We start from the raw sequence: 15069 nt of genomic DNA on the forward strand, positions 1-15069 counted from the left end.
AGAAGTACTTCCACAATTTACAATACACCCAAAACAATTATTTTGATCATTATAATACGCTTCAATATCTTCATTTCCTAATTTATTAGCTATTTTTGTATTTATATTATAAAGTTTTTCTCTACATTTTGGTTTTAAAAATTCTGCTTTATTTAAAACAATCGCCTTTAAATTTTTTTCTCCCATTAACTTTCCAAGTCCATCTTTTCCACATGATTTATTTCCAAGAATTATTCTAGAAAAATCAACACCATGACATGCAGCAATTCCTACTTGAGCTATTTCTATATCTTCTTTATTTAAATCTTTTTTTATTTTATTTTCTGTACTTTCTTTATCCAAAAAATAAATTTCTTCGGCACTTTTTATAAAAACATTTTCATTATTTATGTAAATATAAACCGGCTCTTTTGATTTTCCTTTGATAAGTAGATAATCATAGCCATTACATTTTAAATAATGTGCAAAATAACCTCCTGCTTTAGAATTACTATTTTGGGAATAAATATCAAGTCTATTTAATCCTAAAATACCATATCCACATAAACTTGGTGCTTTAAAAACCAAATCATCATCTTCAGCTATTAAATTTTGGTTATCTTCTATATTTTTAATCAATACTTGATTAATCATCAAATCAACAACAGCAACTTTTTTCAATGTTCATCATCCTTTATACAAAATATTAATATGTCTAAACACTATGGGCAAGATATAATTCCTTCAGACCAAAGGCAAGCCCCACATGTAGGTTTTGGATTTCCGAAGCAATCTTCTATATTTTCTTTCCAGTTTTCACATCCTCCACATACTACACATGGAGAAAAACTAAATTCTTCAACTCTTTTTCTAAAATCAGTATATTCTTTAGAATTCCAAATTTCTTCTAATGGCGAATTATTTACATTTCCAAAGGAATGATGATATACCTTTCGCTTTTCAGTAAATAAATAAGTTTCACTGCTATGTAACAGTGGCATACAAGGTGATATATTCCCATCATTTTTTACAAATGTACAAGATTCATCTACAAACTTGCATGCATGTGCTTTTCTAGATATTCTATTATTACTAACACTTAAACTAGAAACTTGAGATGTTAAAAGTTTGATTAATGTTTTTTCAACAGAATTCATATTCCAATCCATGATAGGTATATTTATTTCTGGAAGAATATTAAACATAGATTCTGAACTAGTATCAACTCCAAGTGATCTAGAATATAAAATATCACTTGTAGAGGCTTCATCTGATGGCAATAAGTTGGAAACGTTAACCTTACTTACACCGTTAATAGCGCAGAATAAAGGCATTTTTTGTAATTGATCGATATTACTTTTCATCGCTACGAAAGCTAAACCTAATTTTACATTATTTTTTGAGTGTTTAGTTTCTGCATTATATTCCCTAACTCTATTAAAAGACTTGATATTATTTATAACTTTTTTTAATTTACTATTTACTCTTATTTTTTCATAATCTTCTTCTTCTAAAGAATCTATAGAAATCCAAAGCATAGTAAGTCCAGCGTCTATTAAATTTTCAGACATTTCTTCAGTAAGTAAAGTCCCGTTAGTAAGTAACTCTACCTTCTCTACTTTATTCGATGCTATTTTTATCATTTCTATTATATTAGGGTGATGAAGTGGTTCTCCCATACCACTAAAAAATACAGTTTCTACAGTATCCGGCATAGTATCAATTGCTTTTTTATAAGTTTCTAAATCCATATCTGAGAGCTTTTCATCTATCCATGTATTTCTAAAGCACATTTTACAATTTAAATTGCATTTAGAAGTAGGTTCAATATATAGTTTTTTTAATTCGTTTATCATATAAATCCTCCTTATATAACAATCCTGGCTCTATTGATTAAATAATGTATTATTAACAATAAATAATTCATTATTTAATCAATAGAGCGATGAAAATCACCGCTCTATGAAGTAAAATTAAAATATTTATTATTCTTTAAAATTATTCACCTATAACAAAATATAAAGCTTCGCCATATTTGTCTTTTCCATATTCTCTTATTGTGTCTTTCATTTCATCACTTGCATAAAATTCAACTAATTTATCTGTTATAGCTTTTGTTTCATCATCTATGTCTTTTATTCTTACTACACTATATACATTTTTTAAAGTTTCATCTTCACCTATAACTATTTCTAAATCTAAATCATCTTTATTAGATAAATAAGTAGCTTTATCTGTTATAACGTATCCACCCATTTCACTTGCCATTTTTACAGTTTCAGCTTGACCTTTTCCTGATTCATTGTAATTAGAAAAATCAGGTGTTTCTATTCCAGCTTCTTTCCATATACTTAATTCTTTAACATGAGTTCCTGATTGATCTCCTCTAGATAAGAACACTAAATCATTATCAGCTATATATTTAAATGCATCTACTACACCTAATTCAGATATTTTTTCATTGTGTTCTCCACCTTTTGGTCCAAGTACAACAAAATAGTTATACATTATTTCAGTTCTATCTACTCCATATCCTTCTTTTATAAATTCTTCTTCTTTAGATTTAGCATGAACAAATAGTATATCAGCATCTCCTGATTTTCCTAGTTCAATAGCTTCACCTGTTCCTCTTGGTACAACATTAACTTTAACTCCATTTTCTTCTTCAAATGTCTTTAAAGTATCAGCAAGAAATCCTGTTTCATCTAAACTATATGTTGAAGCCATTATTATTTCTTTTACATCAGAATCTTTAGCTTCAGAACTTGCACTACTACTAGAACTAGATGATGAACATCCAACTGCTGTTAAACCTAAAACTAGTGTTAACACTAACCCCATAATTTTTTTTATGTTTTTCATATAATTACTCCTCCTTATAAATTAATTAAACATTTCTCAAATAATAAAATTTTTGATACACAATTATTTTTGTTCATCAAATGTATAGAATAAAGCTTCTCCGTATTCATCTACACCGTATTCAGCAATTTCTTTTTGAACTTCATCTGATTGATAGTATTCTAAAAGTTTATTTGTCATTTCTTCCATTTCTGGATCTAGATTAGCTATTCTAACTATAGAATAAACATTTTTTAAACTTTCATCAGCTTGTTTAACTATTTCTAAATCTAATTTATCTTTACTTGCTAAGAATGTACCTATATCAGTTAAGCAATAAGCTCCCATTTCACTTGCCATTTGTAATGTAGCTCCCATACCTTTTCCTGCTTCATTGTAATTAGAGAATTCAGGTGTTTCTATTCCAGCTTCTTTCCATATGCTTAATTCTTTAGTATGAGTTCCTGATTCATCACCTCTAGAAACGAAAGTTAAATCGTTGTCAGCTATATATTTAAATACATCTGGAGCACTTAAATCTTTCATTTCTGCATTATCTTTTGCATCTTTTGGTCCTACTATTACGAAATAGTTATACATTATTTCATTTCTGTCTACTCCGTATCCACCTTTTATAAAGTCTTCTTCTTTAGCTTTAGCATGTACGAATAATATATCAGCATCTCCTGATTTTCCTAATTCTAAAGCTTCACCTGTTCCTTTAGCTACAACGTTAACTTTTACATTATTAGCTTCTTCAAAGCCTTTTAATGTTTCTGCTAAAAATCCTGTGTCATCTAAGCTTGTTGTAGTAACTAAAGTTACTTCTTCAACCGCCTTGTTTTCTTTTTGCTCTTCACTTGCTGAAGAACTTGAACTTTGTGATGTTTGATTAGATGAGCATGCTACCATGCTTATGCTTAGCACTGCTGCTAGCATAACGGTTAGAAATTTTTTGATCATTTCTATTCCCCCTTTATATAATATATAAAAAATTTATTTTTAAAATTTCTATCATAAGTTTTTACTATAAAATTATCTTGTATATATAATATTTTAAATAAAGATAGAAATTTTAAAATCTTATTAAAATAATTTTAAAGCTTTATTGTCATTTACATAGATGAGAATAACTTATTTTTGAAAAATTCATCTTTTTTATATTTTCCTATTAGTTTTAAGTTTTCCATAAAAACTATTTCATCACTAATTCTATTTCCTTGTACAAAATCATGAGTAATTAATATTACTGAACGATTCATATTTCTTAATTCTCTTAGTTTTTTTTCTACTAGTTCTATAGTTTTAAAATCCATGCTCGCCATAGGTTCATCTAAAAGAATATATTCCTTATTCATAATTAAAGTCCTAATAAATTGTGCTTTTGCCTGTTCTCCACCTGATAATTTTTTTATATTTGTATCCAATCTATGCTCTAAATTAAATTCTTTTATTAAAGATTCTAATTCTGTTTTTCCCAATAAATCTTTATTTTTACTGTATTTATATAAATAGTCGAAATTATCTCTTAATGTTCCTGTTAAAAAATACGCTTTTTGAGGATTATAACTAATATATTTATATACAATTTCTTGGTCAAACCCTTTTCCCTCTATGTCTATACTTCCTTCATCAAAATCGATAATATTATATAAAATCTTAAATAAAGTGCTTTTTCCACTTCCATTGTGGCCTAAAACAGAATATATTTTCCCTTTTTCAAAAGTTAATTCATCTATTTCTAATGGATTTTGATATTTTATATTTTTTTTAATATTTTTAATATATATCATTTATGCCCTCCTCTACCTATCTCTATCTATAGATCTTTTTGCAATCTTCTAATAATAAAAGTTGATGCAAATGAAATCGTAAGTAGTATTGCTGCTATTATAAGAGAATTACCAAAATTCCCCATCGATGTAGATTGAGAAATATAAGTAGTCATTACTCTAGTTTTTCCTCTTATATTTCCACCAACTAACATTACTGCCCCTACTTCTGAAATTCCTCTTCCAAAAACAGTTATTAATATAGTAGTTAGATAAGATTTTAATTCTTTAAAAAATATCCATTTTTGCTGAAATTTTTCTACTTGTAATATTTTACATGTAATTAAAATATCTTCTCCACATTTATTTAATGCATCGACAATTAAACTAATTGACATAGGTATTAAAAGAAGAACTTGTGCTATTATCATAGCTGGACAAGTAAATAACAGTTCAAAGCTACCTAAAGGTCCTTTTTTTGACAACATAAGAAACACTACAAGACCCATTACTACTGGTGGAGTACTCATAAGTGCATTTACTATTAACATAAGTTGTTTTTTTAATTTAAAATCTTTTAAATAAATAATTATACTTAAAATGATACCCAACAACATTGCTATTAATGTAGCAGTCACTGTTACATAAAGAGATCTTCCCACAATTTGTACAACTTCCCAGATTTCCATATTAAATTCCTTTCTAAAAAATATATCTTTTTAATTCATATATTATTAGCGGTTAAAATTAATAAAATAATCCTCGGAGCATATACAACTGTAGGTATTTGAGAATAAGATTTGATGTTTGAAATTATTTGAATGTATAGAAATAATATATTTCTGTTATTTTGAAATTGTGCATTAATAAAATAATTCTCAACAAATACAATTGCAGAAATTTGAAAATTTCGATTAATATTATCTCCTTTCCTAAAAAAACATAAACGTTTTTCTTTCTTGCACGGGAGGCATATACATTTCTATATATACCCAATGTTTTATAATTCATAGGCAAATGCCCTTAGAAATATAAAATCGGAGAATTAAATTATTAATTATTCTTCTACCAATTATATAATATCATATTTTATCTACTTTTGTCAATTTTATAACATTGATGGTAGTATTTAGGTATTTTATGTAATAAGTATACTAGTTTTTAATACATATCGAAAAAAAGAGCGAACTTATAAAGTTCGCTCTTCCTCTATTTATTTAATTATAATTATTAACAAATATGTAAATCTAATCTATTATCTATAAATATTAGAATACTTTGTTTAATATTTCGATTATTTCTTCTTTAGTAGCTTGTTTTGGATTTGTAGCACCACAAGCATCTTTTAATGCGTTAGTAGCTAATATATCGAAGTCTTCTTTCTTAGCTCCTAATTCTTCAAATCCTTTAGGTATTTCTACGTCAGCAGATAATTCTTTGATTGCAGCTATAGCAGCAGCAGCACCTTCAGCATCGCTCATACCAGCAACGTCTACACCCATAAATTCAGCAACGTCTTTTAATCTATCAGGAACAACTTGAGCGTTGTATTCTTGAACAGCTGGAAGTAATATAGCATTACATACACCATGTGGTAAGTTATAGAATCCACCGAATTGGTGAGCTATAGCATGAACATATCCTAATGAAGCATTGTTGAATGCCATACCAGCTAAGAATTCAGCGTAAGCCATTTTATCTCTAGCTACCATATCGTTACCATCTTTAACAGCAGCTCTTAAGTATCCTTGGATTAATTTTATAGCTTTTTCAGCACAAGCATCAGTTACTGGAGTAGCAGCAGTAGAAACGTAAGCTTCAACAGCATGAGTTAAAGCGTCCATACCAGTTGCAGCAGTTAATCCTTTAGGCATACTTACCATTAAGTTAGGATCGTTTACAGCTAATACTGGGTTAGTATGTTCGTCAACTATTGCCATTTTAACGTGTCTTTCTTCGTCAGTTATTATACAGAATACTGTCATTTCAGAAGCAGTACCAGCAGTAGTATTTATAGCTATTAATGGAGTTTGAGGTTTAGCAGATTTGTTAACACCTTCATAATCTTTTATGTTTCCACCATTTGCATCAACTAAAGCTATACCTTTAGCACAGTCATGAGGAGAACCTCCACCAAATGACATTACAAAGTCACAACCTTCAGCTTGTAAAACTTTAACACCTTCCATAACTGCAGTTACAGTTGGGTTAGGAACTGAACCAGGATAAACAACATAACCTATACCATTAGCATCTAGGTTATCTAATATTCCTTTTAATTCAGGACTTGCAGCAGATCTTTTACCACAAACTATTAAAGCTTTTTTAAATCCTCTTGCTTTGATTTCAGCTGGAAGACTATCTGCGCATCCAGGTCCCATTAAACTTACATTTGGCATATAAAATTTGTACATTCTAATTTCCCCCTTAGTTATATATATTTGTAGCAATACACACTATTGTGTATCTTACTAATTACATACATAAATCTATATTTTGTAAATATAATATCTCAAAAGTATAGTAGTTCAACGTTTTCCCCAAAACTATAAAACTACAACTCTATCATATCTACAAAACCATATCTTTATTTTGTATAAGTGCTACCTTATACTTTAATTATATTGACCTATTATATGAATTGTCAACTTTTATTTTTTAAAATTTATAATATTCTAATAATATACAAAATACATAAAAATCATACAAAAATACATATCAATATAAAATGTCAAAAAATAGAATAAAACATATTTTTTACACTATAATTTATAAATTTAAGCATAAAATCACATTATAAATCTATAATATTATACGAATTTTCTAACAAATCTATCAATAAAACTCTATTTCGATATAATTCGCCTTTATTAAGTAATAATTTTATAACCTCACTAACCTGAATAGACGCAATGTTAGCCGGCGTAAAAGAAGGATTACCTAATTTTTTTTCTGCACCATTAGATGATTTCTTGTAAATTTTATTCAAAGTATCATCTCCTGGAAATACAGTACAAACTTGACCATACCATCCTCCAATAGCTCCATGAACCATCGGTATGTTCATTTTTTTACAAGCTTCTTGTAACACAAATCTCATTTGAATACTATCTAAGGCATCTACTACTACATCGTGATCTTTTATTATATCGCAGCTATTTTCCTCACTAAAAGCACCATCGATTACAGAAATTTTGACATCAGAATTTATTTCGTTTACTCTCTTTTTAGCTTCATCAGTCTTTCGATTTCCTATAACCTTTTCAGTACTCAAAATTTGTCTATTTAAGTTAGTTTCATCAAATGCATCCATATCAACAGCAGTAATGCTTCCAATACCAATTCTTGCAAGCATTTCAATAATATATCCACCAATACCTCCGCATCCTATGACACAAACACGAAAATCTTGTAATTTATTATTTTCTTTTTCTGTTAACGTAGTGACATTTCTTGTATATCTTTTTTTCACCATAAAATCAACCTCCACCTACAGGAGGAAATAGAGAGACTACATCATTTTCTTTCAAAGCTCTATCACTTGGTCCATCGATTCCGTTTAAAAGCATTATTGCAACTTCTTCTTCATCAATTTTTACAATATCTAGAACATCTAAAATTGTGCTGTTATCTTCTAATTCCATAATTTGCTTTTTTTCTCTACCTTCTCTAAATGTCGCAAAAAGTCGAACTTCTACCTTCATACTTTCACCTCTCTTTACAAAAAGATATATATATATTTTATAGTAGCACAAAGTACCACTATATATAATATATTTTTTAAGTATACGACACTATTAAAATAAATAGTATCGTATACTTAAAGTTATTTTACTTATATAAAGCGGTTGGCAATATTAATTTAGAAAATTTCTATCTAAATTGTTCTAATATTTCATTGTATTCTTCTAATCCTAATTTCTTTAATGTTGCTTCAGTTGGTATACTGTTTTCATCCCAACCTCTAACAGCATAGTATTCTGGTAATAATACATCTAATTTATGAACATGACCTTCAGATGGTCCACCTGGGATTGGATCTTCTAATAATCTCTTAGGTAATGTATCTTGAGATTTATCTATTCCAGCTCTTAGGTTGAATATTTTTTCTAATGTCCATATTCTATCTCCAGCTTCTAATATAGATTCTGCAGTGTAAGTGTCACCACATACTGCATTGTATATATCAGCATAGTCAGGAGCACCTAGACCAAATGTAGTGAATATACACATACCCATAGAGTCTATTACAGCAGTTAAATCATGGAATACTTTTGCATAAGCAGGTTTTCCTTCTAATGCAAATCTATCTAATTTTTCTGGAACACCAAGTATTTCAGGGCTTATCATGTAACCTTTGATATGGCATCCACCTCTGTTATTTACTGCATAAGTTATACCATGTCCTTGAACACCTCTTGGGTCATAAGCTGGTAATTCTTGTTTTTTAACAGTCATAGAATATTGGATAGCATCTTCTCCATAAGATTCACATAATCTATAAGAACCTAGTGCTAATTTATCACCAAATCCTTCTCTTTTACCCATTTTTTCAGTCCATTTAACCATAGCATCAACATCTCCCCATTTTAGAGATAATCCGTCAGCTGCTATTTCTTCGTCTTTAATATATCCTTTTTCATATAATTCCATAGCTGCAGCTAAAGTTGCACCAGCAGAAATTGTATCTAGACCATATTCATTACAAAGCATATTAGCTTCATTTACTGCATCTAAGTCATAGATATCACAGTCTGAACCAAATGACCATAATGTTTCATATTCTGGTCCACCACATTCAGTACCATCTTTTAATTTTACCCATCTACCACAAGCTATAGGACATCTGTGGCAAGGATTTTTTCTTACTAAGCAGTTAGCTGTCATAGCTTCACCACTTATATCGTCAGCTTTTGGTGTATATGATTCTTGGAAGTTTTTAACTGGATGAACACCATTTTCATTTATTATGTTAACAAGTATAGCAGTTCCGTAAGTTGGAAGTCCATCACCTGCAACTGGGTCATTCTTAAGTATATTAACTTTTTCTTTATTTACTGCAGATGCTTTTTCTTTATCTGGTAATTCAACGCTTCCACTACCTTTAACAACTATAGCTTTTAAGTTTTTAGAACCTTGAACAGCTCCTACTCCACCTCTACCAGCAGCTCTATCTACATCATTCATTATAGCTGCTATAGGAGATAATTTTTCTCCAGCTGGAGCTATACATAATACGTTAGAACCTGGATGAGCTTCTTTTAATTTTGCATCAGTTTCTGAAGATACCATTCCCCAATAAGGAGTTGCATCTTTGATTTCTATTTTATCATCTTCTATATAAAGATATACAGGTTTATCTGCTTTACCTTCTATAATAGCCATATCATATCCACAGTTTTTAAATTTAACTCCCCATTTACCACCAGAGTTTGATATTGCTATTGTTCCTGTAAGTGGTGATTTAGTTACTACCATATATCTACCACTAGTAGGCATTGGAGCAGCAGTTACTGGACCTGTAGCTATTACTAATTTATTTTCTGGGCTTAATGGATCTACTTTAGGATCTACTTCGTCCATAAAATATTTTACACCTAATCCTCTAGCACCTATAAATTTCTTAGCTATATCTTCTTTTAAAGCTTCAGTGCTTATTTTTCCATCTGTTAAGTTTATTCTTAAAACTTTTCCAACATAACCATACATATTCATAATCCCCCTTTATGTTTAGCTACTAAAATAAAAAACACCATTTGAATGAAGTAATATCCATCCAAATGGTGGTGTTTTTTATTTAATCCCTTGGAATGCGAGTAATATTACTTCATAATACTATCTCCTTTCCAACGGGAGGCATATAAATTTCTAAATATACCCTACGGCCTCATTTTCCATAGCATAGACCTTAGGAAATATGAGATCGGAGAAATTTATTGAATTTTATTAATTATCTTAATTAAATATTATCATCATAATTTTATATTGTCAACAACGTTTTCCTATTTTTTCCTCAAATGATCTCAAAAATTATTTTGTCGAAACTTTTTATTTTTATATTTTATTATATTTTTCTTTTTTTAAATAAGCACCTATATTTCTCCAAAATAAACTATTATTTTACAAATTAAAATACCACTTAGTATAAAATAAATCTATACCAAGTGGTTAAATTAGTTTATAATCAAATTATTTTCTAGCACATTCACTAGCATTTCCTTTTAATATATCTAATCCATGATCCAAAGAATCCACGATAAAATCTAAATTTTCCTTAACAGCCTTTGGGCTTCCTGGTAAATTTATAATTAGAGTATTTTTTCTTATAACAGAAACTGCTCTTGAAAGCATAGTTCTCTTAGTTATTTGCATGCTATATGCTCTCATAGCTTCTGGTATTCCTGGAACTAGTTTATCAGCTATTGATAATGTAGCTTCTGGAGTATTATCTCTTGCAGAAAATCCTGTTCCCCCTGTAGTCAATATCAAATCTGCTATGTCATTATCACATATGTATTTCATTTCATTTGCAAGAGTTTCCTTATCATCTGGCAATACTTTATAATGAACAACTTCATAGTTATAGCTTGAAACTATTTCTTTTATTTTTGCTCCACTTTCGTCTATTCTTTCTCCCTTTGAGCCCTTATCACTGGCTGTTATTATTGCAACTCTATACATATTATTTTTCTCCTTTTATTACTATTTCGTCTCCAGCTTTTATTGTTCCGCCTTTGATTACTTTTGCAAATATACCATTTGTAGGCATTATACATGTTCCCATTTTTTTATGTATTGCACAATGGCTGTGGCATTCTTTACCTATTTGAGTTATTTCTAATACTACACCATTGCATTCAAATATAGTTCCAACTGGTATAGTTTTTAAATCATATCCTTCAACAATAAGGTTTTCACCAAATGCACCATGATCAACTCCTGCTCCTAAAGCATTAAATTCTTGTACTCTTTCATATGATAATAAGCTTACTTGTCTATGCCATTTTCCAGCATGAGCATCTCCTTCTATACCATAGTCTGGAACTAAAGTTATTTCATCAACGGCTTTCTTTTGAACACCCTTTTTTTCACTGGTACATACTGCTATTATTTTTCCCATTGTAAATATCCTCCTCATAATTATGATTAACAAATTTTATATTTTATCCACCTATTTCGACCATATTTTTTTCTTCAACATCTACGCTATCGTATTTAAAAAACTCGTGGTGTATAGGTTTATTGTATATAGCTTTATAAATTTTATCTTGTAATTCATCATCGCTGATTCCATTTCTCAAAGGCTCTCTCAAATCTATACCTTTATTATAATGTAAGCATAATTTTAAAAATCCATTAGAAGTTAATCTAACTCTGTTACATTCTTCACAAAATTCATTGCTAATAGCACTTATAAATCCTATGCAACCTTTAAAATCTTTATTTTTGTAGTATCTCGCCGGACCATTTCCAAGTTTTTCTTTTACTACTTCAAATTCTCCAAATTCATCTTCAAGCATTTTTAAAATTTCTTCATTTGGTATACCTGTGAATTGTTTACCGCATCCTATAGGCATCAATTCTATAAATCTAACTTGAATATTATCGTCCTTCGCAAGTCTAGCTATATCACAAAGTTCATCGTAATTATGCTCCTTAATAACTAGACAGTTAATTTTAGTTTTAATTCCTAATTTAACAGATTTCTTTATACCATTTATAACATCATCCATTTTATCTCTTCTAGTTATTTTTGCGAAATTCTCTCTGTTCAATGTATCTAAGCTTACATTTATGGCACTTACTCCTGCATCCTTTAAATCTTCTACCATTTCATTAAGTAATACACCATTGCTAGTCATTGTAATTTCATCGATTCCATCTATATCATTAATCTCTCTAATTAATTCTACTATACCTTTTCTAACTAGAGGCTCTCCTCCAGTAATTTTTATTTTTTTAATTCCTAATTTAGCTACAACCTTACATATTTTTATAATTTCATCAAAAGAAAGAATATCTTCATGTTTTATTTCAGGAACACCTTCCTCTGGCATACAATAAGTACATCTTAAATTACACCTATCAGTAACTGATATTCTTAAATATTCAATATTTCTATTTAATTTATCAATCATCGTTATTTCCTCCATTTTTAATGATTAATATATGGAAACTTTCAAATTTGTATAAACCTATTGTTTCATATTAACCTTTATATTATTTTCCAAATAGGTATTCACCGCTTTTTCCACCTGTTTTCTTAACAAGGTGAACATTTGATATTACCATACCTTTATTAATTGCTTTACACATATCGTATATAGTTAAAAGAGCTACATTTACACCAGTTAAGGCTTCCATTTCGACTCCTGTTTTTCCAGCAAGCTTAACTGTACATATAGCAGTTACACTTTTTTCTTCTTCATTTAATTCAAAATCTATTTTTGATTTTGTAAGCATTAATGGATGACACATAGGTATTAATTCTGATGTTTTTTTAGTAGCCATAATTCCTGCAACTCTAGCTACACCAAGAACATCACCTTTTGCGATACTTCCTTCCTTTATTCTTTTAAAAGTTTCTTCATTTACAAAAATTGTACCTGTCGCAATAGCTTCACGTTGTGTTATATTTTTTTCTGTAACGTCTACCATTATGGCATTACCTTTTTCATCAAAATGATTTAATTCATTCCCCATATCCCTTAACTCCTTTATTATAGTTTTAAATTTAATTTAAAATATTGTATAATTTTAAAATTTTATTTTTCGATAATTAATAAATTCAACATATATATATTTTACTCTTTAATTACATGATATCACAATTTTATATATTATATAACATATGTTTTACATATTACGCATTCTAATACTTTGTTTTTAAAAACAAAAAGTCTATTTAATTCATTTTTTACTTACATTTTGAATTAAATAGACTCTTTACTTTATTAATTTATTATCATTATTATAGATTTGTTTATATTTAGATTTGATTGGATATGTTTTTACAGAAATGAAAAAATTATAAATACACCACTTTACAAGTAATTAATTTTAAAAAATTTTAAAATAAAAATAACTGAGCATCCATTTTGTTTTATTATATAAGTAACCACACAAAATAATAAAATAAGGAGCTCAGTTATATGCGTATTAATAATAAATCTACTTTTAAAACTATAAAAAAATATTTATCATCTTATAGAAACATTTTTTATAAGCGTAGCTTCGAAATATTTATTCTTATAATTATTTCTATCATAACTACACAAAAAATTCAATCTATAAAATTTATTTATGAGAAATTTATATCTAAATTTTGGAATAAATCTATGAACAGTTTTTATTTTTTCCTAAAAAACAAAAATTATTCATTAGAAGAAATGATGAGAACAACTACTAAAATAGCTATTTCATTAATATCTTCTAAATATAGAAAAAGTACTACAGTTTATTTATTAATAGATGATACTTTACAACCAAAATTTGGAGAAAAGTTTGAAAGCAGATATAAATTCTTTGATCATGCTAAACACAACGGAAGTTTGTATATGAATGGTCATCAAATAGTATCAATTGCTATGACTATTCCAATATATAAAAATAATGAAATTAATTATTTAACTATACCGCTAGGTTATAAATTGTATGATAAGGATTTTACAAAATTAGAATTATCCAAAATTTTAATACGCAATGTAATGCCTGAACTAACTGAATTTCAAGTAATAGCTTCATGTGATAGTTGGTATACAAAAAAGAATTTTTTAAACATATTATCAGAATATGATAATTTGAAAATCATTGGTGGATTACGAAGTGATACTGTTTTATATGATTTGAAAACAAATCCTACAGGTAAAAGAGGTAGACCAAGAAAAAAAGGTGATAGATTAAATTATAGAAATTTTGATTTTAAAAAACAAAATAATTTTTTTGTAGCAACAAAGAAATGTATGACAAATTTATATGATAAACCTGTATTTATAACTGTTACGACTACAGATATAAATAAATTTACTTCTGTTAGAATGTATTTAAGTACTGTAGAAATTGATGATATAAATACTAAATATAATAGAAAGCCAAAACAAGAAAGTTTAAATTTATATGAAATTTACAATGTAAGATGGAATATTGAAGTAATGTTTTATCAACAAAAAAATTTTTGGTCATTTGGAGAATATATGATTAGAAATAAAATTGCGATTGAAAAATATTTTAATTTAATAGGCGTAGCCTATTCGGCTGTGATTCTAATTCCATTTATAAATAAAAATTTTCAAAAGTTGCAATTTTGTAGTCCACAAGAAATAAAATATACCTTCGGTGAAAACATAAAGAAGGAATTAATTTTTAGCAAGTTGTTGAAAATAGAGGAAATTAAAGAAAATCTATCTCACATAAGCTATTTGCGCCCATTTAAAGGTTTAGATGACTTAGCAAGTTAGATTTTCTTATAAAGTGGTGT

15 protein-coding genes and 2 riboswitches are annotated in these 15069 nt (G+C 28.2%); of the genes, 1 reads left to right on the plus strand and 14 read right to left on the minus strand.

Going from position 1 to position 15069, the window contains the following annotated elements; genetic code table 11:
- The 14 genes from SPD90_RS00595 to moaC form a co-directional block, all read right to left on the minus strand.
- The coding region (locus tag SPD90_RS00595; protein WP_320924005.1) for an aldehyde ferredoxin oxidoreductase N-terminal domain-containing protein at nt 1–660 on the minus strand (660 nt) is incomplete at its 3' end.
- A 41-nt stretch (nt 661–701) separates the two neighbouring features.
- On the minus strand, nt 702–1835 hold the full coding sequence (locus tag SPD90_RS00600) for a radical SAM protein (RefSeq protein ID WP_320924006.1): 1134 nt from the start codon (nt 1833–1835) through the stop codon (nt 702–704).
- A 142-nt stretch (nt 1836–1977) separates the two neighbouring features.
- Nucleotides 1978–2841, minus strand: a complete 864-nt coding sequence (locus SPD90_RS00605; RefSeq protein ID WP_320924007.1) for a substrate-binding domain-containing protein — start codon at nt 2839–2841, stop codon at nt 1978–1980.
- A 63-nt stretch (nt 2842–2904) separates the two neighbouring features.
- On the minus strand, nt 2905–3783 hold the full coding sequence (locus SPD90_RS00610) for a substrate-binding domain-containing protein (RefSeq protein WP_320624688.1): 879 nt from the start codon (nt 3781–3783) through the stop codon (nt 2905–2907).
- Between the two features lie 152 nt (nt 3784–3935).
- Nucleotides 3936–4613 carry an ABC transporter ATP-binding protein gene (locus SPD90_RS00615; RefSeq protein WP_320924008.1) on the minus strand — a complete coding sequence of 226 codons (678 nt, stop codon included), beginning with the start codon at nt 4611–4613 and terminating at the stop codon, nt 3936–3938.
- Between the two features lie 26 nt (nt 4614–4639).
- Nucleotides 4640–5281, minus strand: coding sequence for an ABC transporter permease (locus tag SPD90_RS00620; protein ID WP_320624686.1), 642 nt, complete (start codon nt 5279–5281; stop codon nt 4640–4642).
- A gap of 219 nt (nt 5282–5500) precedes the next feature.
- Nucleotides 5501–5647, minus strand: a riboswitch (molybdenum cofactor riboswitch).
- Nucleotides 5648–5860: 213 nt separating this feature from the next.
- Entirely contained in the window at nt 5861–7006 is a 1146-nt protein-coding gene (locus SPD90_RS00625; protein ID WP_320624685.1) for an iron-containing alcohol dehydrogenase, read from the minus strand.
- A gap of 380 nt (nt 7007–7386) precedes the next feature.
- A complete protein-coding gene (locus tag SPD90_RS00630; protein WP_320924009.1) occupies nt 7387–8067 on the minus strand; it encodes a HesA/MoeB/ThiF family protein in 681 nt (226 codons plus the stop codon).
- 4 nt (nt 8068–8071) lie between these two features.
- A complete protein-coding gene (locus SPD90_RS00635) occupies nt 8072–8296 on the minus strand; it encodes a MoaD/ThiS family protein (protein WP_320624683.1) in 225 nt (74 codons plus the stop codon).
- Between the two features lie 169 nt (nt 8297–8465).
- Complete coding sequence (locus SPD90_RS00640; protein ID WP_320924010.1) at nt 8466–10301, minus strand: aldehyde ferredoxin oxidoreductase family protein; 1836 nt, start codon at nt 10299–10301, stop codon at nt 8466–8468.
- Between the two features lie 113 nt (nt 10302–10414).
- A riboswitch (molybdenum cofactor riboswitch) is annotated at nt 10415–10533 on the minus strand.
- Between the two features lie 248 nt (nt 10534–10781).
- Nucleotides 10782–11273 (minus strand): MogA/MoaB family molybdenum cofactor biosynthesis protein, encoded by a 492-nt coding sequence (locus SPD90_RS00645; protein ID WP_320624681.1) that lies wholly within the window; start codon nt 11271–11273, stop codon nt 10782–10784.
- A gap of 1 nt (nt 11274) precedes the next feature.
- Nucleotides 11275–11712 carry an MOSC domain-containing protein gene (locus SPD90_RS00650; RefSeq protein WP_320624680.1) on the minus strand — a complete coding sequence of 146 codons (438 nt, stop codon included), beginning with the start codon at nt 11710–11712 and terminating at the stop codon, nt 11275–11277.
- A gap of 43 nt (nt 11713–11755) precedes the next feature.
- A complete protein-coding gene (moaA, locus tag SPD90_RS00655; RefSeq protein WP_320924011.1) occupies nt 11756–12730 on the minus strand; it encodes a GTP 3',8-cyclase MoaA in 975 nt (324 codons plus the stop codon).
- An 82-nt stretch (nt 12731–12812) separates the two neighbouring features.
- Complete coding sequence (gene moaC / locus SPD90_RS00660) at nt 12813–13295, minus strand: cyclic pyranopterin monophosphate synthase MoaC (protein WP_320924012.1); 483 nt, start codon at nt 13293–13295, stop codon at nt 12813–12815.
- A gap of 449 nt (nt 13296–13744) precedes the next feature.
- On the opposite strand from moaC, the gene SPD90_RS00665 reads away from it, so the two are divergent.
- A complete protein-coding gene (locus SPD90_RS00665; protein WP_442909035.1) occupies nt 13745–15049 on the plus strand; it encodes an IS701 family transposase in 1305 nt (434 codons plus the stop codon).
- The last annotated feature ends 20 nt before the right edge of the window (nt 15050–15069 follow it).

Origin of the sequence: Intestinibacter sp., assembly GCF_034113885.1 — a bacterium.
Taxonomy (GTDB): Bacteria; Bacillota; Clostridia; order Peptostreptococcales; family Peptostreptococcaceae; genus Intestinibacter.